We start from the raw sequence: 24713 nt of genomic DNA, 5'->3' as shown, positions 1-24713 counted from the left end.
TAAAAAAGCTAGCAAAAAATTGTAACTCAGTTAAAAAAAGTACAAAAAAAAGGGCAAAAAATGCCCTTAGTTTATGAAAATAGATAAGTATTTCTATTTAGCAGGTAATACGGTGCCTTCAACTCTGCCGAAGCCAATACGTGCAAAACCTTCTTTTTCACACCAGCCACGCATAATAACGTTGTCACCATCTTCTAAGAAAGTACGTTGTTCACCGTTCTCAAGTGTGATTTTTTCTTTACCACCACGTGAAAGCTCTAATAAAGAACCCGCTTCTTCGTGCTCTGGGCCAGATTGCGTACCCGAACCTAGCATGTCACCAGGTTGGAAGTTACAGCCGTTTACCGTGTGGTGTGTGACCATTTGTGCCACTGTCCAGTATGAGTGCTTGAAGCTTGATTTAGAAACTAGCGTTGGAGCGTGACCTTCTTTACGCATTTTTTCAGTTTCAATTTGCACATCCATCTTAATATCGAACGCGCCAAATTCACGGTTGTGCGTCGATTCTAAGTAGTCCATTGGTTGCGGATCATTTTCATCGCGCGTCCACTGTGTTCTATACGGTGCAAGTGCTTCTGTTGTTACAATCCATGGTGAGACAGTTGATGCAAAGTTTTTCGCAAGGAATGGACCTAAAGGTTGGTATTCCCATGCTTGCAAGTCACGTGCTGACCAGTCATTGAATACACAGAAACCAAATACATGGTTTTCAGCGTTTTCGATGGCAATTGCATCGCCCAGCTCGTTACCTTTACCTAAGTAAATACCGAGCTCTAATTCGTAATCTAGGCGTTTACACGGGCCAAATGAAGGTACTTCAGCGTCAGGTGCTTTTGTTTGACCATTTGGACGGTGGAATGTTTGACCTGATACATCAATCGATGAAGAACGACCATGATAGCCAATGGGTACCCATTTATAGTTAGGCAGTAAAGGATTATCAGGACGGAATAAGCTGCCGACAGCCGTTGCATGGTAGATAGAGGTATAAAAGTCTGTGTAATCACCAATGCGACATGGCAGTGCAAATTCTATATCAGCCTGTGCAATGAGGGCGTCAGTAAGCTGAGCTTGCTCTTTGGCGCCTTCGCGAAGTGCGTTTGATAATGCAAGACGCAGTGCAGACCAGTATTGCTGACCTAAACCCATAAACTCATTAAGCGTTGCTTTGCTAGCCGCTGCAACAGCAACCTGTGCATCACCTGAGAAGATACCAAGTTCATTCACTTTCGCTAAATCAATTACTTGATCGCCAATAGCAACGGCACCACGAAACGCTTCGTCTGAGTTTTTACGACGAACTTCTGCGAATGGTAAGTTTTGAATCGGGAAGTCACAGTTCGCTTCGTTTGCTGAACTCACCCAGCTTTTTAAATTAATATCATGGGTTTCGTTAATTAGGCTCATACTCTTTCCTTATTAGTTCGCGCTGATGTGTTAGATAGTGATATGGAGGCAATCTGCGCAATTTAAACAGTTACGTTGAAAACAGAAATCAAAACGACAAAAAGCAGCGTGTTAAACACGCTGCTTTTTTGGTTACGTGTGGTTTAGATTACACCACGACGCTCTTGATCACGTTCAATAGACTCAAACAATGCTTGGAAATTACCTTCACCAAAACCACCGTCGTCTACACGTTGGATCATCTCAATAAAGATAGGACCAAAAAGGTTCTTCGAGAAGATTTGTAACAAGTAGCAGTTTTCGCTCTGGCTATCGACAAGAATTTGGTGCTCACGGATTTTTTCTTTGTCTTCTTTAACCCAAGGTACACGGTCAAAAATGGTGTCGTAGTACTCAGGGATGATATCTAGCGTTGCAATTGTTGATTGGTCTAGCTTATCAAGTGAACCTACTAGGTCATTCGTTAGGAATGCTAAGTGTTGTACACCCGGACCATTGTACTCATTTAGGTACTCATCGATTTGGTTGTTGTTGTTATCTTTACCTTCGTTGATTGGAATAGAGAAGGTTCCGCACGGTGATTTAAGTGCATAAGATAATAACGCTGTTTTTTGACCTTTAATGTCGAAATAGCGAACTTCAGTAAAACCAAATACATTTTTATAGAAGTTAGCCCATGTTTCCATGGTGCCTTTGTAGACGTTATTTGTTAAATGGTCGATACGAAGGAAGCCCTTGTCTTCAACAACGTTTTGCTCTTCTAAGTCTTCGAAATCAGACTCATAGATTGAACCTTTGTCACCAAATTGTTCGATGAAGTAGATTAAGCTGTCACCAATACCGTAAATTGCAGGGTAAGGTAAGTCTTTGTGTGCTGAATCAGTGGCAGGTTTTGCGCCACGTTCAACCGCTACTTCAAATGCTTTTTGAGCATTCTCTACACGCCAACCCATTGAACAGATTGCTGGGCCGTGGCTTTTAGCAAATTCGGCCGAGAAACCTTCACGCTCATTGTTTAGTAAGAAATGAATGTCGTGCTGGTTATAGTAAACAATGTCTTTACCTTTGAATTTTTTGAGTTTCGAGAAACCAAAATCAGTAAATACTTTGTCCATGTAATCTGCATCAGGTGTTGCGTATTCAGTGAATTCAATGCCCACTAAACCTAACGGATTATTTACTTCGCTCATTGTCATTACTCCCGCAATTATAAGCACTGCGCTAAAAAAGTTATTGTTGTGTAATGAGCGGATGATTAACCAGAAAACCGATAAGGGGAAGATCTGAGGCTTATTTAGCGACGGTGTGTTTTGTAAATTAAATGGGACAATGATTTTAATTTCAACAATCACCCTAGGCTTAAGCAAATAGAAGGCTTAATAGGACGCATGATGCACACTGTTTTTTGTTATTAAGCTTTTGAATTTAAATGCTTTAAATGCTTTTTTAAAAGGAGTTAAAAAGGCCAATATTGGCCTTTTTATTTAGCTTGTGTGTATTAATTAGTTTACACTTTGGCGTTGTTTGTTAAAAAACTTACTGCGTTGTTGTAACCACGGATTATTCATTATGTGTGGTGCCGTTTGGTAATGACGTTCAACAACGTTATTTAAGATGCGTGTTGAGCGGACATAATTCAATTGTTGTTTTGCTGCGCCTAAGGTGGCTATTTCATTGTCTGTCATGGCTCGGCCTGCAAACAGCAGCGCATTTAAATACCCAGGCTCCGTTTCATAGTCATTATCGGTCAGCAGTAAGGTTGCTTTATCAATCGCCCAGCGCTGGTTTATTTCGCCTTCGTCTTTCACACCGATAAGCTTACCATCTAGGTAAATTTTTAGTGCTCCGTTAGTCGGCGCTGCATAGAATACAAAAGCAAGGCGATGCCACTCACCAGCGTTTAGGTTACCAAAGTAACCACTCTTAGTTGTAGCAATACCTATCGCGTTAGCTTTATTCGTATATAAGTCGGCATCGCTTATATTGGTGATATCGGTTTGTAACAGAGCGCGCCATTGTTGACTGCTTTGTTCAGGCCACAGTAAATCCATGACGAGTGTGTAATCGGCAATCAATCCGTCATTGGTAAAGTCGCCATTGGCAGCACTATTTGCTGTTAGTAGTAAGCCTTGACTTGGACTGTGCCGAGAAAACGCTAATACCCCTGATATACCGTCTTTTAAATCAGCAATTTGTAATGCGCTGGTCGTCGAAAATTGGCTGTTTTCTTCTCCCCAATTACGTTGTTCTGGGTCGAAGAAGTTAAGAGTTGCGGGACCTAAGTCACTTTTAAACCCTTGGCTTGGATCATTAAAATTCCAGACAGTGACTACATCCTCATTTTCGCAGGCACTCAGTGTATTCTCTGTGTCTAAATATAAACACTGGCTGGTACGAAAACGGGCATAGTTATCCAGTATCCACCAACTTTCGGCCAATAAATTTGCCTCTAATGCTGGCACAGTCGGGAAGAATAAGGTGCTATTGAGGGCAGGGCCTTTAAAAAGTGCCACTTGATACTGTGCAGCATCGTCAATACTCGCGGGGGCTAAGTAAACCCACTCAGGTTGGCTTTGTACCATGGCTTTAAGCTCAGCGCCTGTGACATTGACTTGGTAAATTGCATTGAAGCCTGATGTATTTGAGGGTTGGCGCTCAACTTTAAACGCAGCATGAAAATCTTCTTGTGTGAGTGTGCCGGGCAACCAGCGATCTTGTACTTGGCTTGCATCAAAAAGGGCTGCATCAATAGCTGCAAATTGTTGTTTTGTTGCTTTCGCTGTGAGCAGGGCTACTTCCTCAGCGCTTGGGTAGTTTTCAGACACGGCAATTTCGGTATTGGCGTCGGGGGCATAGCGGCCCATAATTTCGTCTATTGCTGTTTTTGTGTTTGTGCTAACTGTCATTATGTCGCTGGTCGACACCGTATTGTAATCAACATCGGTGATACTTTTATCTTTAAGGTCGAAGGTTAAGGTTAAATCGGTTAGACCTTGGGCAAAAAAGTTTGGCTGAATTACAAGACTGCCGTTTTCGAGAGTTTGATAATTTTCGCCGCCATGGGTGTGCCCACCGAGCACTAAGTCAATGCCAGATACAGTGGTAGCAATACGCGTATCAGTGCCTTCCCCAAGGTGGCTTACCATCACCATGTAGTCTACGTCTTGTCGATATTGATTAACGATTTGCTCTGCCACTTCTTGCCATTGCCAGTTCATTTTGAAGTTAGCAATAAAATCTGGAATTGGATCATCTTCAATCGGATTATCAAGCTCATTCCATGGCACTGAAGTCATGCCAAAAAAACCAATACGCAGACAGCCTACCTTTACCACTGAAAAATCAACCGCTGCAAATTCAATGTCGGCATTACCGTCGTATTCCGTGTTGCTGGCAAGCACAATGGCATTGTCGTCATCGGCAAAATCAAGTAATTGCTCAGGACCCCAGGCGTAATCGTGATTACCAATAACCCTCACATCAAATGCCATTGCTTTAATGGCTTCAACCGTAGCTAAGCCTTGCGATGTTTGTTCAGCAACCGTGCCTTTTTCATAGTCATCCCCACCATTCGTAAAGAGGGTGTTTGGGTTCGCTTGCTTTGCATTGTCGTAATAACTGCGGATACGACTAAAAAGCTGCTCTTTAAACCCAAAGCGAGCATGTAAGTCAGCTACATGGATAAAGCGGACGGTTTGTGATGTTGCATTCTCATCACATTGTTCACCAATCGTTTTACTGACCGCAGGCACACTGCGCGACTTTAAAGCAAATGTGCCAAACTCAGTGATTTGACTGACTGCAAAGTCATCGTCATTTTTTATTGTCGTAAGGGGCTGCCATTGCTCATTTTTTAAAATTACGATGCTAAAAACAACATCAGTTTGTTGCTCTGGTAGCTTAATCGCTAAGGTTAGTGGGTCTGAAAAAACCACATTATTCGGTCTGAATGTATAGCGCGCAGAGACAATGCCTTGGTCAGTATCGGTAGGTGTCGCAGCTGTTGATGTATACGTGAAGGTTGTGTCTGTTGTGACGGTATTCTTTGGGGCTGTGAGAATGACTTTGCCATTATCAAACTGCTCAGTTAAGCCATTATCGGCAGAAATAATTAACCCGGTTTGAGTCGGGGGGACTGCTGTTTCTTTTGTTGTTTTGTCACCCCCGCAGGCTGCGAGTAATGAAATAGTTAAAAAAACTGACAGTTGAATTAAAAAGCGCAATGTAACGTCCTTGCCGATATACCGATTAACGTTGGATTATTGTATCAGTATTGAGGACGGGGAAGTAGCCTTTAGAAAGAAAATCCCCACAGCAGGCGCTGTGGGGAAACGTATTATTGCTTTTCAGCAGTCACTTCTAGCTCTTCTGCAAGAATGTGTTCTTGTGTGTGAGGCGCATGCTGACCTTCAGCACCGTGCATCCACTTAACAAGTTTATCGCTTAATAAGTACATGATGACAGCAGAGATGATTGCTGTCGCACCTAAACCAATAAAGATACCCATTGCATTTTCAACAGCCGCTTCGCCTTCACCTAGGAAAGAACCTACGAAACCAGCAATCTTGTTTGCAACAGCTGTACACAGGAACCAAATACCCATAAGCATTGACGCTAAACGCAGTGGTGCTAGTTTACTTACCATTGATAAACCAATTGGTGATAAACATAGCTCACCTAATGTATGGAATAAGTAAAATAACACGAGCCACATCATGCTGATTTGCAGGTTATCGCCTTGACCTTGCGTCATTAGTGCCAAAATCATGGTGATAAAGCCAAGTGCTAAGAAGATAAGTGCAATAGCAAACTTAACAGGTGAGTTAGGCTCACGCTTATCAAGTTTTAACCAAATAATGGCAACGAGCGGTGCAAATACAATGATGAAAATAGAGTTTAACGATTGGAACCAAGATGCAGGTACTTCAAAGTCAAATAGCATACGGTTAGTGTAGTCGTTGGCAAATAGGTTCATAAGACCACCTGCTTGCTCAAACCCCATCCAGAAGATGATACTGAATACACTCATTGTGAAGATAACTTTAATACGGTCAGTTTCCACTTTAGTCAGTGGCTCTTTCGTGTTTGATTCTGATTGTGCTTGTGAAAGCTTAGCAGAAGGAACCACACCGATATCGCCTAGGTATTTGTTGCTCAGTGCAAGTTGCATTAGTACAGAGATCACCATACCGATACCTGCCACTACAAAGCCCCATTGCCAGCCCATTGATGCAGCAGCATAGCCAGCGATAAGTGGGCCAAGCGCACCCCCTAAGTTGATACCCATATAGAAAATAGTGAACGCGCCATCACGACGTTGATCACCTTCTTTATATAGATCACCTACCATTGTTGAGATGTTTGGCTTAAATAAACCATTACCTAAACACAGTAGTGTTAAACCAAGATAGAAAACGTTTTCTTCTTGGCCTGCTAAATAGCTGTGAGGAATACCCATGGTAAAATGGCCAGCAGCCATTAATAAACCACCGAGGATAATTGCTTTACGCTGACCTAGCACGTTATCAGCTAACCAACCACCAAGTAATGGCGTAATATAAACAGCCATAGTGAAGGTACCATAAAGGCTCAATGCATCAGCATTTGACCAACCAAAACCACCTTCTTGAACAAGTGCAACTAAGTACAGCACTAAAATGGCACGCATGCCGTAATAACCAAATCGTTCCCACATTTCTGTGCCGAACAACAGGAATAACCCCTTAGGATGCCCTAAAAAGTCACCTGCTTTAGGTAATGAACTCATATTTACTTCCTAACTTTAAGTTTTTGTTGAGGCCTTATTATTTTTGCATTGGTCGTTCTGTGTATTTTATTGTTGAACGGGCGGCCATGTGTGTGATGCAGCTAAGATAATGGTTTGTTGTTCAAGTTATGAACTTGAGGGTAAGAGACACACCCTTATCCTAGCTACATGCGCGCTACAGTATACATAGACCTTCAGTTCAGGGGAAGGGTTATAGGCCAGTGTTTAGTAGCTTTGGTAAGGTACAACAGGCTTTCCAGGGAAGGTCAGTTCACTATAAACCGGCTTAAAGTAGTACCTAAAATAGAACTGTGCATAGTTTGGTTCGTAAAAATCTGCACGATCTAAATTTAAATATCCGCCAAAAAACCAATGGGGTGTAAAACGGTATTCAAAACTGGCTCCTAAGTTATAAGAAAGCCCATTACTTTTATCATCTTCAAAAATAGGCGTCACTCCGGTTACGTCTGTTTGCGCGTGTGCTTGAGCCTGCAAAAGAGCATCGTTCGGGAAAAATTCAATTTCGTCAGTCGTTGTTGTTGACCACGATACACCCGCACGAAGACGATAAATAAAATTGTGACCAATTCGGTGATCATAAACCACGGGAAAAGAAGCCCCTAAGTAGTTTTGCGGGCTGTAATAGCCACCATGACCCCACGTTTCTTCACTTAAATTATATTTATAAGACCAGTGTAATAGGTTAATGCCCAAGCTTAACTCTTGATCCCGCTGTCGGATGGCTCGGTAGTAACTGCCCCCCATAAGACTGTAACTTTGATTGTCTTTAACGTTTTTACCTTTGAGCAATTGATAGTTTGTGCTGCCCCAAAATCCCCAGTCGAGTCCTAGATCGTGAGAAAGGCTGAGCTGAAGTTGTGTAGCGCGTACGCCACCCCACACTTGGTTAGTGAATACATCTTCTAGACCCGCATACGATAAAACTGAGCTGGTGACAGGGCGTTTATTCACTGTAACACCATAGCCAAAATCACCAATATCGCCGTTGTAATCAATGCCCCAAACAATGTCCTCAACTAAAAAGCCCAGTGGGGTCGTGCCAATATCAAAGCGCCACTGTTCGTTTTGCCACGCAAGGCCAATATCGATACCTTGTTGCTTCGGCTTAATGCTGGTCAATGGGCAATCGAAAATACACAACGCACCTTGTCCGTAGCGGCTACCCGCGAAGGTTTCATCAAAACGTGTTTCTTGACTTGAAATCGTCATCGGATCGAGCTTTACAATACCGGTGCCACCAAAAAGCGGGAAACCAGCCTCTATGGGAGTGGCGCCTGCCCCTAATGATGACTCATTTTGAGTACTGGTTTGGCTGCTAAGGTTGATGGCCGCAGTAATATACGCCTGCTCATTGCGCTCAATACGCTGCAACTGGCGTTTCGCATTATTGACGTACCAAGGTGCATCGTCGTTCAGCGCGTAAAGCGCATAATTTTGTTCATCACTGAGAGTGGTCTGGTTGTGTGTTTGCGGGGCGATTGCAGTACGATACCAATTCTCTGCACGGGTAGTTTGTTCAAGCGAATCGGCAACGGATGCCGCTTGATAATAAAGCTCGGCATTATTGTTTGACTTGGCGAGTAATTGTTGAGCGAGCTTGAGGGCTGTTGACTGGTTTTCAACATTACCGAGGGCAGCCATTAGCTGTTGTTGGCGGTATGCCTCTTGTGCATTAACAGCATGGACCTGTTCTGCAATGATGTGATCCGCTAAAAGGTGCTCACCTTGCTCTCGACTTAATTTAGCAACTGCCAATGCGGTATCAATCGAAACACTGAATCCGGCCGCAGTGTGTTGTTGGTATCGGTTGATTGCAGCGTCGCCTTCACTTTGTTCAATATACGCAGTGATAAGGGCTTCAGCTAATTGGGGATTATTATTGTGTTGCTGATCGAGTGAGCTCAGTTTTGCAATACGACGTTGTCCTTGCTCAAAGGTGTTAATGTAGTCAATTTGCAAAGCTAACCACTGCGCTTGCTCGGCCTCAGTTGCCTTAGTGGGTAATTGGTAATGCGCAAGCCATGTGTCGGTGTCTGCTTGATTAGCGCTTTCGATAAGCCAGCCACCATAGAGCATATGCCAGTAAGGGTTGAGACTTGGATCGCGCGTAAGCGCCTTCTTTAACTGTCGAATAGCATAGTTATTTTCATTAATTTGTCGCCACTGAGTTGCCAGCTCTGCCTGCATAAGCGGGGTGAGTGGTTGCGCTTCTAATTCCGTGAGTTTATAAATAATTGTGGCTTTATTCGTTGCCGTATTATTTGTCGCAAGCTTTTCAAGTTTGGCATTAATACTCAGTTGCTCTGTTAATACATTAATTTGCTCAGTGCGTGCGTTATTTGGAATATAATCAAGGGTTGCTAATGCCCCCTCGTAGTCATTCAATGAGCGTAAAAACAAAGCATGGCTGTAGCGAAGTTCAGCATCAAGAGGGAACTGCCATAAGGTTTTTTTGTAAAGAGCTTTGGCATGATCAACCAACCCCTGTTGTTGGTATAAGTTTGCTAGATCATAGTACAACCAACTTTGGCGCGGGCTTTGTTTTATGGCGACTAATAAGCGTTGTACTGCTCCATCGAGGTCACCTTTAGCGGTTAATTCATCGGCTTGTTCACGTAATTGCTGAGTTTGTAAAAGTGTATAATCTTGGGCTATAAGCGCTTGCTGCTGAGTGCTTAAGCCATTATAAAACTGATGGCTTCTCGTATAATTACCATCTGACGCACTGAGGCGAAGCATTGCGCTTAGGGTCGACTCTGCCAGTGGATCGTTTTTTAATACTTGCTTATACAAATTCATAGCCGTTTGATATTGACCACTTTGTTCAGCAAGTTGTGCGCGGTAAAACAGCACGGTGTCTGGGTCTTCATCGAGAGTGTCGGCTAAATTTAGCTTAAGTTCAGCACGTTTAAAGTGTGATGCACTGAGTGCCGATTTTGCCTCATCGATGTACTGCCAAAATCGTGCTGTGTTTGCTAAGCCTTTTAATACGGTAATACGATTTACATCTGTGCTGAATTGTTGTGCTTTTTTAAAAAAGTTGTAAGCCTGCTCATTATTGCCTTGCCGAAGATTAAGCAAACCCAAACTATTATAGATTTCTGGGTCTGTTGGACGCCCTGATAACGCAGAATTAAAATACCTCTGTGCTTTTGAAAAATCTTTCTTTTCAAGTGCTTGGTTGCCTCTAACCCACGCTTTGTAGGCAGGATCTGCAAGCTTTCTTTGCTCTGCTTGGTATTTTTTTTCAAAATCACTAAATTGTAACTGCCCCTTACTGCTTTTTGGGTACGCTTCAAAATAACGTGCATAGGCACGCATGGTTTGTTGGTTAAGCGGCATGTCTTCGAGTGCTGAAAGCCAAGCAAATTCGGCTTCTACACCATATTGATTACTGTGTGCGTAGTGACTTAGCAGGTCAATCGCGTGTGCATTTTCAGGATTTTTCTTAATAAGATGACGGGCATAAGCCAACTCAAAACGGCCGCTATTTGGGTAGCGTTTCATTAAAGAACGATACCCCCTTAGGGCGTGTTGATATTGGCTGCTGTCTTGGGCTAGCCAATTAATATGCTCAAGCTCGAACTCGATATTCGGATAAGCCGATTTAAATAACGTATTGTAAATTTTAACTGCTGCAGCATATTGACCCGCACGCGCACGCAGGCGAGCCTGTTGAATCGTGGCTTTATCTTCGTTATTTACTCTGGCCAAAAGCGCAAGGCTGTCAACACAGGGGTGGGGCTGTTGAGCAATGCCTGCAAGCAAGTTGTTGGCTTGCTCTGTTTCTTTCAGCGCATACAGCACGCGTATCTCTGCACACTGCACTTGCGTGTCTTTAGGCGCGATACTCAACAGCTTATCTAAACTATTGGTCATAAGTTCAGTGTCTAGCTCTATCTCACCGAGTTGCACTTGGCTTATTAACCAATCAATAGATTGGGTATCAAGGCTGTTTTGTGTCGAAGAGGCGATTGCACTCGGACTTGCTATAATTGCAGCAAGTAACCATTTTATTGGCATTCAGCACTCCAGTTCGTAATGAGTTCGCCATTTTTATTAATGCTGAAGCGTTTGTTTAATGCGCTCGTGCCAAATAAATACAACACACTGTCATAGTAGCGGCTACTAATAAAACCGGTGTCCATCATCATTTGCTGTTGTAATGCGGTGATTGATTGCGATGCATTCTCTGCCGCTAAAAATGGCAACAGTGCAGCCCCAAAGCCAATAGGTCCCGTACCTGATACTTTCCCCGTGACAGTCTGTGTTTCTAGGGGCACTTTGCCTGAAGAAACAATGTGCTCAACCATGGGGGTTAATTGTTTCATTAATGCTGATTTGTAAGGCGCATCTTCAGCCATCAAACTGGCCCATAAATAGACCCGTATTGCATTATAACTTCCAAGAGCAGGTGCGTGTTTATCATGAAAAAAGCCTTGCTCTGCATTGTAATTAACCCAGTCAGGGCTAAACCCTTTAGCGGCTGTGCTAATAAGCATATTGGCAGAGTTGTCATGCAATTGCTGCCAAGGAGAGTGCGGATAAAGTTCAGCAAATTGCTTAAGGATAAACAGTGGGGCATAGCTTGGATTAAGCTTCCAAGTGTTTTCGTCCTTAAAGCCATTAGGTCCAGGCAGTAATGTAATCCCCAGTTTAGGAAGCTGTGCGGTTTCTTCACGAATAATACGTTCTGCAAGCACACTGCTTAGCACTGCATAGCGCCTGTCTTGCCATAGTTTGGCTGCTTGAGAGAGAGTGTATGCTATCCATAAATCAGAGTCAGAGGCTGGGTTTGAATCTAAAATTTTACCTTCACCTTCCTTTATACCCCATTTCCATGCAGGCAGGCGCGTACTTAAATCGCCTTCAGAAAGATTAACTTCCGTCCACTCTAATAATGTATCAAAGCTGGCTTGATCGTTGGCAACTAAGGCGAAGAAAAGTGAATATGATTGACCCTCCGATGTCGTTATATCATATTCGCTGCCTAAATCGATAACACGTCCTTTAGGCGAAATAAAATGCGTTTTAAACGTATTCCACTGTGGCCACGCTGCACAGGTTAATTGTGCAAAAGCGGGTGTTGAAAATGCTAAAACGAATAGCAAAGAAGCAAGAGTTTTCATTATGCTATATCTCCTTCAGATAAACGTTTCTTTGTTAACAACATTAATAGTCGCCATAACATAAATGAAATGAGCAGTAGGGTAAGAATTGATAAAATAGCCAACAACAAAGGTTGGTCTGAAAAATGGAACCAAATTAGCGTGTGGATTGGCACGTGGCCAACAAAATACTGGTCATCGGTTTTTATGGTTTTAATGCCTTGGTTATTAATAATTGCAGAGCTACCCATTATTTGTGATGTTTTCGCGTTATCTAATAGTGCATCTGTAAGCAATGAGTAAGCATTGTCGTTAGTGGCAATTAAAGACACTACTGAGCGGTCAGAATCAAAAGGCGATTGGAAACCAGATATAATGGCTAAACGGCCCAAACTCCGTATATTGACTTTAATTTTTTCGGCATCGGTACTGTCATAAGCACCATTATAAATAGCTTGATCGACAATACGTTGATTATTATCAATCAATACACTGAGAGAGCTGTTTTCGGCGACCGAGCTTAAAAATGAATCTGGTTTACCAATAATGACAATATCTTTGTCAGCAAAATCTAGCTGACTACTTGGAAATTGAATACTCAAACGATGAGCAGGATAACCGGTAATCGCCCCTAAATGGCCTGTAAAATTCAGCAGTAAGCTAATCGCATTTGTAGAGCTATTAGCCTCCATCACTAAAGTGCTTTGATGTAAATCGGCATATTTCGTAAAGGGGAAACCGCCACTCGCAAATGCTCGTAAATTGGGTAAAGCAATATAGTGATGGAAGTTACTCACATCAATTGTAGAGCTGCCATCGATAGCACCAAATTCGCCACCGGCAGGAATCGCACTGCATTCGCCTGTTTTTACAACGGCAAAGTTAAAGTCATAAGTGAGTTGATTGTTAGTGGTTAAATCAAGCCCTGTTAGCTCAAAATCTTGGCGTGATTGGCTCGGGTTTATGTCTGATAATAGCGGCAGTAAGGTTTGCGTAGTAATGGTTTTACCATGGTCGTTCTCAAGAATAAAACCATCTACAAATTTGCCATTTATAAGCATATTTAAGCGCGACAACATGCCATGCTCAACAGGGGTATTGCGGTAGTTTAGCGTAATGGGAATGCCATTTTCGCGCCATGTAAATAAGTCGGGCGCAAAGCGTAAGTCTAAACGGACAGGTTGTCCACGAAAGCCTTGTGATTGTAATTGGGTCGGGTATTCGATAAATTCATCAAAACTCACAGCACGGTCTGAACGAACCCACAGCGGCGCATCGTAAGCTTTTCTTAAAGGCAGGCTGGCAATTGCGTCAACGGTGGCGCTTCGACCTGTCATGACTTTATAGCCAAACACTAATCCAACAACTGCCTCTTTTAATTGCTCTGTGTTTTTGCCTAACACTAATAAAACTTTTGCATAGCGATGTGTCGGGCTGCTGATGATTTCGATTGTTGGCTTATCGACATCGGGATAATTTAGTAAAAAGTCAGGCTTATTATCATTGGTTGCAAACACCACGCTATGTTCAGTGGGCGTACTATTGATATGGACAGGAAACTGCGCTTTACGCCATTTCGCTTGCGCACCAAAAAAACTTGATAGTGCAGCGGCAGCTTCCAGTGTTGGCTCATCGGGTTGCGAAGAAAAAATAAATGGCAATGTCAGCTTGGTGTAATCACGCGAGTCAAAAAACGGCGCCGGGAAATACTCAAGTAAACTTTCAAGTGCAAGTGATTGGCTCTCAATGCTGATATGACTACTTTTGCCAATTTCTGCCCAAATTGTTTTACTGTAATCGTCTTGGCACACTAAATCGTAGTAACCGATGAGTTCAAAACGCACTTGGTTAAAATCTTTAATTAGCTTGGGATTAAGCGCAACACTGTGCTCGGTTACACTGCCGAGTACCGTATTTTTATCGTCAATAGGTAATACAGTGACTAAGTTTTCATTGAAAAATATTTTTAGATGCGAGACTCGGCCTATTAAAGAAGGTGAGTAAGTATATGAAAAGTTAAGCGTTAACTTTTTCCCGAGCCTGTCTAAACGATTGGTAAACTCAACACGTGTATTACTACTCACGCCATCGAGTTTAAACTTACTAAGCCCTAACTGTTCAAAACTGAGCGTTAAACTTTCGACAGGGGCACTTTCAGGGTAACCATCATCAAAAATAGATTTATCAGGGAGTGGCTCTGCGCTCATAGCCCAGCCAGATAAACTGAGAGTGCCAACTGCTAATAACAAGGTTAATAGTGATTTCATCATGATGGTTTAAACGCTTTTGTTGGTTTTTTAGGTAATAACGAGGCCACAAAATATAAGACCTGCGATACAAATACAATGACGGGTCTTAATTCATTTGGAGCGTGGAAAATCAAGTTCTTAAAGCCTCGAAGGCTGGTGTAAAATACATTTGAAAAACTGTATGACGGTTTATCGTGTTTAAAGTTTTCTTGCCAATCAAGCCAGGCATCTGCACGAGAGAAGGTGCATTGAATAAACGCTTTTTGTTTTTCTAAATCTAGATCACGAAGCGTTAAGCCCAATTGTTTGTCGCGTGTGTTGCAAATGTAGGTGGCAAATGAATACTGCTTAAATCCTCGACTCATTAGTAGTTCAACTTTATCGTTTACACGGCACAGGTGGCTATGTTCTGTTTCAAGCCCGACGCCGTTATCAGAGTAATCGGTGATTTTGACCTTTATCGTGTGTCCGTTGGCTAATCTAATTGCAGCAGGGAAGTTAGCTTTAATTCGGTGTGAGCTACGTACTTGTTTTGCTTCAGCTGCAACGGCAACCGCAGCACCCAGAATTATAACGTTGTAGCTTGCCCATAACATACTGATAATTAACACACCTATCTGTGATGTATCACCAAAAAAGAGTCTGAATACGCCATAGGTCATGCCGATAACATTGATAAGTAAAAGGATGATGTAAGGCCTTGAAATAGTCCAGTCGTAATGATCGGTGTCGTTTAATCCCCCTTTTTCGGTCACATTAAACTTTCCTTTATTAGGGTTAATTAACGCAACTGTGGTGGGCTTTAAAATATACCACGCAAGAACAGACTCATAGACCTCCCCCCAAAAAGAGTAACGATACTTACCTTGAATACGAGAGTTAGTAATTTTTACCTGCAATAATGTTGGCACTATATATAAGAAAATAGCCACAAAAGGCGCATAGATAATTTGTGCATTGAAGTAAATTAGTGCAAGCGGGGCCGTTAAAAAGACAATGCGAGGGATACCAGATAAAAAGTGTAACATTGCATTGAGATAACAGAGTCGTTGAGCAATATTCAGGCCTTTACCAAACAAAGGGTTATCTAAGCGGAAAATTTGCGCCATCCCTCGTGCCCAGCGAATTCTTTGACCCACATGTGCCGATAAACTATCAGTAGCCAACCCTGCAGCTTGTGGAATATTGATATAGGTGGTTTTGTAGCCTGCACGCTGCATTCTTAATGCAGTGTGAGCATCTTCGGTGACGGTTTCAACGGCAAAACCGCCTATTTCTTCAAGCGCACTTCGCCTGAGTACAGCACACGAACCACAGAAAAATGTAGCGTCCCACATGTCATTTCCGTCTTGAATTAAGCCATAAAACAGCATGTTTTCATTCGGGATTTTTCGATGGTTTTTTAAATTTCGTTCAAATGGATCCGCAGAGAAAAAGTGATGTGGAGTCTGCACTAGACACACTTTGCTGTCGTTAAGAAATTGCCCCATAGTCATTTGTAAGAAAGAGCGGGCAGGGATGTGATCGCAGTCAAAAATAGCGATATATTCGCCCTGTGTCACTTTCATAGCCTGATTCATATTACCCGCTTTAGCGTGATTATTGTCTGAGCGAGTGAGGTAGCCAACCCCAATTTGTCTTGCAAATTCAGCGAATTCAGGACGCTTACCATCATCTAAAATGTAGATGTTTAACTTATCAGCAGGCCAGTCGATGCTTTGGGCAGCAATAGTGGTAGGTTTAACGACACTTAATGGCTCATTGTAAGTCGGAATATAAATGTCGACGGTTGGCCACGTTGACGTGTCTTCATTAAGTGGTAAAGGCTTACGTTTTAGTGGGTTAATGGTTTGAAAAAAGCCTAAAATAAGCACCAGCCACGCATAGCTTTCAGCTAATAATAAGCCAATACCTAACGCTAATGCGACGGGGTCATCCCAGTTAAGCGTGTCGGTGTAGCGCCACCATAAATAACGTGTTGATGTTGTGACTGCCAGCGTGATCATGGTGATGGTGGCCATCTGTCCTTCAACGCGCCTTAGCGAGTAGGCAACGATAAGCAGTAAACTAATGAACACCGCTTGTGCTTCGATACTGAAAGGCACCGTGACAAAAACTGCCACAGCAAAAATGAGTATGGTGAAAAACGCGATTTTCAGTATGCGATTGTTCCAAATTTCAGCTTTACTAATACGCTGGTAAGATTCTGCTGATGGGTTTGTTTTAGCAAACAGCCAAAGTCGCTTAAATGCACGCACTAATTTTTTGTCGACAAGGCGCAGTATTCTGAGTGAATGCTTTATTTTTCGCCATGTTTTACGCTGCTCATAGCTTATCTGTGCCTGTGATGTTGTTGTGGTGTTGAACAAGGCTAAATAAATACTTTGCAATACAATGCGTACACAGTTACTGGGTGTGACAACGGGGCGCGTTACATGCGGATAAAAGTACTTTAACTTTTGTTTTATTAGGTTTTTTCTGTTTTTATCCAGTTTTATAAACAAGGATAAAAATAACACCAAAAAAGGCAGAATAAATGCCCCAAGTAGGCTTATTTTATGCTGATTAAAGTAGCCATGAAATTTAAAAAACACAAAACGAGTTATCTTCTTTGTAAATAAGAAGCCTAAACAGGTTTTGATGATACGTTCAGGTAATTTCATTGCTGTTGGCTTATGATTCATTATTGTTTGCACGACTAACGAGCCAACCGGCTAAGGTTTCAAAGTCATCGTTGGCAACACTGTATGGAGCACAATTAATCGCGACATTACGAAATGCGGTTGCTTCCATGATAGCTTCGTCTTTGTTGATGTATAAAGGCGCAAAAAGAGGCAATTCAGATTGCCATAGCTGTAATAAGTCAGACTCTAATTCAGACGCTGAATTAAAACGATTAGTCAAGAAGTAGTGCTGCCACGATGAACCAGACTGCTTTAAAAAATTCAGTTGCTTATACATCAAACTATGGCATATGGCGTCACAATTGATGACTTCAAGAAAAATATCTTCAGGGTCAAGCGGGTATTCAAGTGCATTAATATGTGCAGGGCAATCAAATAAGAACCACGCGTCATCGCTGTCATGAAGTTGCTGGCAATGATTTATTATATCTTTAAAGCTGCTTTTTGTGTTTGAGCCACTTCCGTAAGGTAAGAATGTGACGCCGTCATTATCTTGATGGAACTGCTCACTGGCAGATGCAAAATCGGCGTAATCACTCCATCCTAGTAAATGGTCCCATGCAAGCCCTAGGTGTAAGCCTATGTCGCTTTTAGGATCGAGATCTATTACATAAACTGTTTCATGTGATTTTCTTAAAGCACACGCAAGGTTTGCCACTACCGATGTGGTTCCAGTACCTCCTTTTATCCCTTTCACGAAAATCTTTTTCATTCTTTAGTATGTGCTTTTGTTAAATAATTTATCTTGTTGTGTATCTTTAATAGATAAAGCGATATCTTTAATTAAAGGATATTTATCGATCGTTTGACGGTTTTTTTCAACGTCGACTATTTCAATATAACCTTGATTTTTTCCGCCAAATTGGCGTAATAAATTGTCAATGTCATTTTTTGTTAAAACAGTTGATTTTTTTAATGCTAAGTCATTCATCTAATAGACCTATAACGGCAAAATCTGAATTTAATTTGTCTACGATACATGGACATAAGCCGCATTATATATAGAATAACGCTTAAAACTAGTGCTAAAGTATCTTTTAAAAGGATTTTCTGGTGCCCCATTTACAAATTACAGGATTACAAAACGCTTACTCAGTGCTCAAGCGTTGTGCAAATTATGCACTGTTGGCATCTTTAGACAATCAGTTATTAGAGTTAGTAAGACACCTATTAGCTAGTAATAAAGACCCTGTGTTCCTGCTCTCCGAACACGTTGAGGTGTTTTTTGAGAGTGAAAATAACACGCTATTATTTAGCCTTTTTGAGCAAGGTTTGCTGCATCCTTTTCATTTACATCACGATGCAAATTTAGCAAAAAACTTACATTTCTCTCGCGGCGTGATTCAGGAATTAAAACAATATAAAGAGCTTCGAAATAGTACACTGATTTTACACTTGGATTCAGAGCTGCTAGTACCTCTTACTGAAGCGCAATTAACTAAAAAGCTCGGGTTTTACCGTGATTTATCTATTGCTAAAAACGTAACAGTTATATTCTTGATTTCGGGCTCGCGTATTAGTGATGTAAGGCGCCAGTTTCTGGCTTTAAATACGCTTTTTGATGGCCAAATTTTTATTACTCAAGAAGCCTCAATTCGTACCTTAGAATATGACTATTGGAGCCATAAAGATGGCGTAATTGCGGGTCATTCTATAAATTGTGAGCTTTTGCAGGGGCAATTGAGCGTTTTTGATGCTCATTTAGAAGAGTCGAATGAGCAAACATCATCGCAACAAGGATTAGATGAAGATGAGGTATGGCTTGTTAAACATGCGTTGCCGCAAGGGACGAAGTTACCGCTGTCTTATAAAATAGTCGAAGATAATAATGCACTGTATAAACTAGGCCTTACAAAAAAAGCTGCTACATTAGTGTTTTCGGTAACGCGCTACACTGATTTGTCTGCATTGGCAGGTGAGTGCTTTTCGCTTCGCAAACAATGTGGTCGAAAGTTAAAGCTAGTCATTCAAAATGTAGATGGCATTATTCGCCATCAAGATGAGTGCCTCTTTTTAACGTTAGGCGTGAACCTTATTTTATACAGTTTCTCTGAGCCTTCGCGGTTACAATCACAAATTCAATCAATCCAAGGATTCCAGTTTTCAAGACCACTTCCTAACTCAATTGATGAGGTATTGAAATACAGTGAAAACGTACTGACTAAAGGGTACCTGCCGATAAATAAATTTGTTGAACAAGTTGCTAAGCATAGTGACTCAGCTGCAAATTTAGGTGTTAGCGGGGTGCTTGTTATGTTACAACTTTTACCCCGTATAGATGCAATACACCCGCTGCATTTGTTTCATGTAAAACGTGAAGGGGATATTTTTAGCTTTGCTGACGATTATATTTACCTGTATTTACATGCGTGTCGTGAGCATGACGTAGAAAGTGCGATTAAGCATTTATTTAAGCTTGAAATTAGCGACTTTTTTATGTCGAAAAATGTGATTGCAGATCATTTCTACATTCAGCAAGAATGCCGTCATCTGCAGCGCAGGTATACCAATGTTGACGTGCCTGATTACACCGAGCAATTAAAAGAAAATGTCAGTTATGTTTTTGATGCTAAAACAGCTGATATTTCTTCATTGAATAAGGAGACTCCTGAATTTAAAAAGGTGATTAGGCCTATCTCTAAACCCGTAAAAGTAACTTTAAAAGGTGAGCAAATATGAGTTTAAATCAGTTCTTTATTACTTTTATTATCGCTTTATTATTGGGGGTTTTGATTAGTAATACAGGTAAAATCCTGTTTAAAAAAATAGTAAGCATTTACCGTACATTGACTTTTAGGCATGTGTTATTAACGCCCTATACTCCCAAAAAACAGAAAAAGGATTCTCAGTGAGGCTTTCAGGATTAGGTGTTTGGAACTTATACTTTTTAGTAAAGTTTTTTCTTTATAGTCGTGGTGATATTTCATTTGATCTCGTCGCAAATTTAGCGTTTTTTGCTTTTTTAGCCGTGTCATTTCAAATCAAATGGTTAACGTATTTAAAACAGAGTATCAGTGTCGTAGTTGGGGCTGCACTTTTGTATCACGATTCGTGGCTCCCCCCCATTTCACGTTTAACTAAACAAGCTGAAAATGTACAAGACTTCAGCTTTGCTTACTTTGTGGAGATTGCGACGCGAGTGATCAGTGTTGATATATTACTGGGGCTGTTTGTTTTAGTCGTGGTGTATTGGTATTCAGTAAAATGGATACGCTACACCAGTATTTCAGTGATCGGGTTTATTTACGTTTATTGGCTGAGTGCGACGACAGTAACAGATACACTCTCAACCCCTGTGGTTGTGAATAATCAATCAACGAAAAAACAGGTACCTGTCGCAGTGTCGAGTTCGTCACCACAAAAAACGTTTGATCAACAACTCGATGATTTTTATCAGCAACAAACTCAACTAAAAAGCCAATTTCCGACTAACTTCAATGGACAACCCTTTGACGTAGTTGTGCTTAATATTTGCTCTTTGGCCACTGCGGACCTGGACGCCATTGATGTGAGACCGCGTGATTTATTTGATAACTTTGATATTTTGTTTAGTAATTTTAATTCAGCAACCTCATACAGTGGTCCTGCAGCAATAAGGTTATTGCGTGCGAGTTGTGGGCAAACTCCTCAAGACCAACTGTTTAAACCTGTAGCTAAAGAGTGTCAATTATTTAGTAACTTATCGCAGCTAGGTTATAACACGAGCGTGGCATTAAATCATGATGGTCATTTTGATGACTTTATTGGCTTGATCAAACAATACGGTGGCGTGTCAGTGCCTAATTTGGATTTTAGTCAATTTCAAGCTGCGCAATATGGTTTCGATGGAAAGCCTATTTATTCAGATGCCGCTATCTTAAGTAATTGGTTGGAGAGTCATAAAAATACCAAGCAGCCACGTGCGCTTTATTACAACACGATTAGCTTGCATGATGGTAATCAGCTAGCGGGCCGCTCTCGTATGAATAGCCTAAAGAGTTATCCAATTCGCCAGCAGCATTTATTTAGTGATATTGATGACTTTATTAGTCAGCTTGAAAGAGAAGGGCGCAATGTACTGTTAATGGTTGTGCCTGAACATGGTGCAGCATTAGAGGGTGATAAACTACAATTTGCAGGTCTTCGTGAAATCCCAAGCCCGTCAATTGTGTCTGTACCCACTGCCGTGAAGTTTATTGGTCCTGATGTTAAACACAGCGGTTTGAATGATGTACAACAGACGATGAGCTATTTTTCGTTGTCTGAACTTATCAATAACACCATGAAACTGGATGTATTTGCGGGTACGGTGCCTGTTAAGCGTGTGCTTGATAATTTACCAAGTGCTCCGGTAGTCGCTGAAAACCAAGATACCGTTATGATGTACATTAAAGGACAGCCTTATATCCAATTAGATGGCCAAGAGTGGACCAAGTACCCAAGCAATTGAGTTTTTTGCACACGTTTGTCCAAAAATCTTTACAATAGACTACCCAGAAATGGGGAGTTAGCGTATTATTCTCATACTATAGGTTCCCGTTCTTTGAGGATGTAATGCGTTTAGATATTCACTGTGCCGACCGAATTGGTATCGCACAAGAAATTCTCAATATTTTGGTAAGTTACCAGGTCGATTTAAAAGGTATCGAAGTTGATTCGGTTAATTGCCGAATGTATGTGAGTTTTCCACCGATAGAGTTTGAGCAGTTTCAAAAAATTATGCCATCAATTCGTTTAATTGATGGCGTAAAAGATGTGCGAACAACTGCATTCTTACCTTCTGAGCGAGAACATAATGAGCTAAATACACTGCTGAGAGCTTTGCCCGACGGCGTTATTTCTATAGACGCAAAAGGATGGGTGCGTTTATGTAATGATGCAGCATGCCGTGATTTACAGTTATCAGAAAAAGAAGTCATTGGCGCTAATATAAATAATTTATTGAAAGGCTTTAACTTCACCCGCTGGCTTGAGGGTAAAGAAGTATTAGGACAAACCACGCGTGTTGAAGTGGCAGGTGAAGACTTTATTGCCGATATTCTGCCTATTTCAGTTCCCCAAGGCGTTGAAGGGGATGTGCTTGCAGGTGCTGTTATTAATATTAAATCGCAAAGCCGTCTTGGTCAGCAGGTCAGTGCTTTTCGTCGTTATGGGCAAGAAAGTTTTGCCACTATTCATAACTTTAGTACTGCTATGCGTCGTGTTGTCAGAGAAGCACGGAAAATGGCGCAACTCGAAGCACCTATTTTAATAACCGGTGAAACAGGTACGGGTAAAGAGCTTTTAGCGCGTGCTTGCCACTATGCGTCTAATCGTTCTGTAAAACCTTTTATTGCTTTATCGTGTGCCTCGTTACCAGATGATGTTGCTGAATCTGAACTGTTTGGCTATGCAGGTTATGAGGAAAATGCAGCCCCAAAACGAGGCGTGTTAGAGCAAGCTGATGGCGGCACCGTATTCTTAGATGAAGTGGGTGAAATGTCGACTCAGTTGCAGACTAAGTTATTACGCTTTTTACAGGATGGAACTTTTAGAAAAGTAGGCGATGAAAACGAAGTTAAAGTGAATGTTCGTATTATTGCGGCGACTCAAAAAGATTTGCCAGCCATGGTTCAAGAAGGCACCTTCAGAGAAGATCTTTACTATCGTATCAACGTTTTGACTCTTGAAATAGCGCCACTTCGCGATAGAAAAGCGGATGTGGGTCCACTCGCTGAGCATTTTATTCAAAAATACGCTCAGCAAAACGGTCATTCGGTGCCTGTTTTATCGGAGGAATGTTTACGGTTTTTACAGGATTATCCGTGGCCGGGTAATGTGCGACAATTAGAAAACGCGATTTATCGCGCTGTTTCATTGTTAGATGATAATGAGCTTAGAATTGAGCATTTACAATTACCAACATTTACACATGATTTAGGCTATTTGGAGTCAGACTTTGAAGGCACACTTGACCAAGCCGTAAAACGCTTTGAAGCCACGTTACTTCGTAAGTTGTATCCGGCGTATCCAAGTTCTCGTCAGCTAGCGAAGCGTTTAGGGTTAAGCCATACCGCGGTGGCTAATAAGCTTAGAGATTACGGCATTAATCGTAAAACGGTGAAAGTGTAATTACCCTCTGGGCACTATTGTTTAGTGCCCATGTCTTTTGTGACGCCATCAATGGCGATGTTTTTTATACCCTCGTTATCAAATTTAATAACAATACTGATATTGTTGCGCGCAAAAAAGTAGTCTCGGTTATCTAGGCTTATCACATAATCGCCCTTGACTGCTTCAGAAAACTGACGTTTTTCTAATGCCAGAGTGTGCTCGCCAATTTGCCAACGAAACCCTTCGAAGAACCCATTATTAAATTCCTGTACCCATATTTGTTGCTCATCTTTACTTAATGTAATGGCGACAGAGTAAGACTCAGGCAACGACATATCATAGGTTTTATTACCAATGGTGAATTTCTCTGTGTCTTGTTGCCAGCCAAAACCAAACTTAAAGGGTTTCTCAACCCCGGTAGGGTAACTTAAAGTCCCTTCGCCCGGGTAATTAAAATCAGCAAAGGCAGATTGAGTATATAAGCTTGCAGTCAACAAGGCCGCTAAATTAATAAATTTCATTAGATTATTCTTTTTTTATACTAATATATGCACAGATTAGAGCAGAATATTCGCCATAGCAATATGCTGTGATACACTTTGCTCATTAACAACTGGTTAGACCTTTATCGTGAACCTCTATTTCCGACTCATTTTATTGTTTTTTAAAATTAAACGTAATCGTGATTACCAAGACTTACTTGATACGATTGATATTGAATTTAAAGCATTACCCACTGATTGTGATATAAATTTTCATCTGACTAACTCTCGGTATTTAGGCATCATGGATTTAGCGCGTACTTGGATGACTGAGCGGGTTGGATTGTTGCAGCATATTATGAAGCGTCGTTGGTTTCCAATCGTTAACGCGACGGCAATCACCTACATTCGAGACATTAAACCGATGCAAAAATACACAGTAAGCACGCGTTTAGTCGGATGGGATCATAAGTATTTTTATATTGAGCAAAAGTTTCATTCAGAGCGTGGCTTACATGCCATTGCTTATGTACGCGGTGTATTCAAGCGTAAGAAAGGAGTGGTTAGTGTTGAAGAAATGCTTGAAGTTGCTGGGTTTAAAGGTGTTGCGCCTATTTTACCGGCAGAGATAATGCATTGGAAAGAAATGCTTGAGCAAAAAAAGATCACTAATCAATGATGTTAATACGCTGCCAAAACACTCACTATTAGCGCGTACAGGTATAATGCTCAAAGTAAAAAAAATGCCAGCGATTTGCCGGCATTTTTGAGGCTTTGAACACAATTTATTTCGCTGTACACACCGTGTGGCTAACAAACGTTAAGTCGTTTTATAACGAATACTGTCTCTGCAATGATCTATTCTGAACAGGTATCATCTTACTGCTTTAGAGTATGCGTATTCAAACGAGGAACGGTCCTGT

15 protein-coding genes are annotated in these 24713 nt (G+C 41.5%); 4 read left to right on the top strand and 11 right to left on the bottom strand.

Annotated features, from left to right (window positions below; all coding sequences use genetic code 11):
• Positions 1-93: 93 nt before the first annotated feature.
• The 10 genes from fahA to bcsR form a co-directional block, all read right to left on the bottom strand.
• Positions 94-1407, bottom strand: a complete 1314-nt coding sequence (gene fahA, locus BM378_RS15650) for a fumarylacetoacetase (protein WP_065978848.1) — start codon at positions 1405-1407, stop codon at positions 94-96.
• 143 nt (positions 1408-1550) lie between these two features.
• A complete protein-coding gene (gene hppD / locus BM378_RS15645) occupies positions 1551-2597 on the bottom strand; it encodes a 4-hydroxyphenylpyruvate dioxygenase (protein ID WP_036969124.1) in 1047 nt (348 codons plus the stop codon).
• Between the two features lie 312 nt (positions 2598-2909).
• A complete protein-coding gene (locus BM378_RS15640; protein ID WP_074989561.1) occupies positions 2910-5630 on the bottom strand; it encodes a metallophosphoesterase in 2721 nt (906 codons plus the stop codon).
• Positions 5631-5743: 113 nt separating this feature from the next.
• Positions 5744-7174, bottom strand: a complete 1431-nt coding sequence (locus tag BM378_RS15635; protein ID WP_036966954.1) for a peptide MFS transporter — start codon at positions 7172-7174, stop codon at positions 5744-5746.
• 225 nt (positions 7175-7399) lie between these two features.
• The gene (locus BM378_RS15630; RefSeq protein ID WP_074989560.1) at positions 7400-11218 is read right to left on the bottom strand and encodes a cellulose synthase subunit BcsC-related outer membrane protein; all 3819 of its coding nucleotides are present in this window, start codon (positions 11216-11218) and stop codon (positions 7400-7402) included.
• The gene (gene bcsZ, locus BM378_RS15625) at positions 11209-12324 is read right to left on the bottom strand and encodes a cellulose synthase complex periplasmic endoglucanase BcsZ (RefSeq protein ID WP_074989559.1); all 1116 of its coding nucleotides are present in this window, start codon (positions 12322-12324) and stop codon (positions 11209-11211) included. Before bcsZ ends, BM378_RS15630 begins: the two co-directional genes overlap by 10 nt.
• Positions 12324-14573, bottom strand: coding sequence for a cellulose biosynthesis cyclic di-GMP-binding regulatory protein BcsB (bcsB, locus tag BM378_RS15620; RefSeq protein WP_074989558.1), 2250 nt, complete (start codon positions 14571-14573; stop codon positions 12324-12326). The genes bcsZ and bcsB overlap by 1 nt, the downstream gene beginning before the upstream one ends.
• Positions 14570-17236: a UDP-forming cellulose synthase catalytic subunit gene (bcsA, locus tag BM378_RS15615; protein ID WP_083422925.1), complete on the bottom strand. Its 2667-nt coding sequence runs from the start codon at positions 17234-17236 to the stop codon at positions 14570-14572. The genes bcsB and bcsA overlap by 4 nt, the downstream gene beginning before the upstream one ends.
• The gene (bcsQ, locus tag BM378_RS15610) at positions 17226-17948 is read right to left on the bottom strand and encodes a cellulose biosynthesis protein BcsQ (RefSeq protein WP_074989557.1); all 723 of its coding nucleotides are present in this window, start codon (positions 17946-17948) and stop codon (positions 17226-17228) included. The genes bcsA and bcsQ overlap by 11 nt, the downstream gene beginning before the upstream one ends.
• A gap of 3 nt (positions 17949-17951) precedes the next feature.
• Positions 17952-18167 carry a BcsR/BcsP family cellulose biosynthesis protein gene (gene bcsR / locus BM378_RS15605; RefSeq protein WP_074989556.1) on the bottom strand — a complete coding sequence of 72 codons (216 nt, stop codon included), beginning with the start codon at positions 18165-18167 and terminating at the stop codon, positions 17952-17954.
• Positions 18168-18289: 122 nt separating this feature from the next.
• Between bcsR and bcsE the strand changes: the two genes are divergently transcribed.
• The 3 genes from bcsE (at position 18290) to tyrR (ending at position 23326) form a co-directional block, all read left to right on the top strand.
• Positions 18290-19915, top strand: coding sequence for a cellulose biosynthesis protein BcsE (gene bcsE / locus BM378_RS15600; RefSeq protein ID WP_074989555.1), 1626 nt, complete (start codon positions 18290-18292; stop codon positions 19913-19915).
• 169 nt (positions 19916-20084) lie between these two features.
• Positions 20085-21665, top strand: a complete 1581-nt coding sequence (gene bcsG, locus BM378_RS15595) for a cellulose biosynthesis protein BcsG (RefSeq protein ID WP_074989554.1) — start codon at positions 20085-20087, stop codon at positions 21663-21665.
• A gap of 104 nt (positions 21666-21769) precedes the next feature.
• Entirely contained in the window at positions 21770-23326 is a 1557-nt protein-coding gene (gene tyrR / locus BM378_RS15590) for a transcriptional regulator TyrR (protein WP_036966980.1), read from the top strand.
• A gap of 14 nt (positions 23327-23340) precedes the next feature.
• On the opposite strand, the gene BM378_RS15585 is transcribed toward tyrR, so the two are convergent.
• Complete coding sequence (locus BM378_RS15585; RefSeq protein ID WP_036966984.1) at positions 23341-23829, bottom strand: hypothetical protein; 489 nt, start codon at positions 23827-23829, stop codon at positions 23341-23343.
• Positions 23830-23938: 109 nt separating this feature from the next.
• Between BM378_RS15585 and BM378_RS15580 the strand changes: the two genes are divergently transcribed.
• Positions 23939-24469: a thioesterase family protein gene (locus BM378_RS15580; RefSeq protein WP_036966987.1), complete on the top strand. Its 531-nt coding sequence runs from the start codon at positions 23939-23941 to the stop codon at positions 24467-24469.
• Positions 24470-24713 lie beyond the last annotated feature (244 nt).

The sequence above is a fragment of the Pseudoalteromonas lipolytica genome (genome assembly GCF_900116435.1).
In the GTDB taxonomy this organism is placed as follows: Bacteria; Pseudomonadota; Gammaproteobacteria; order Enterobacterales; family Alteromonadaceae; genus Pseudoalteromonas; species Pseudoalteromonas lipolytica.
This window is presented reverse-complemented; position numbering and strand designations above follow the sequence as displayed.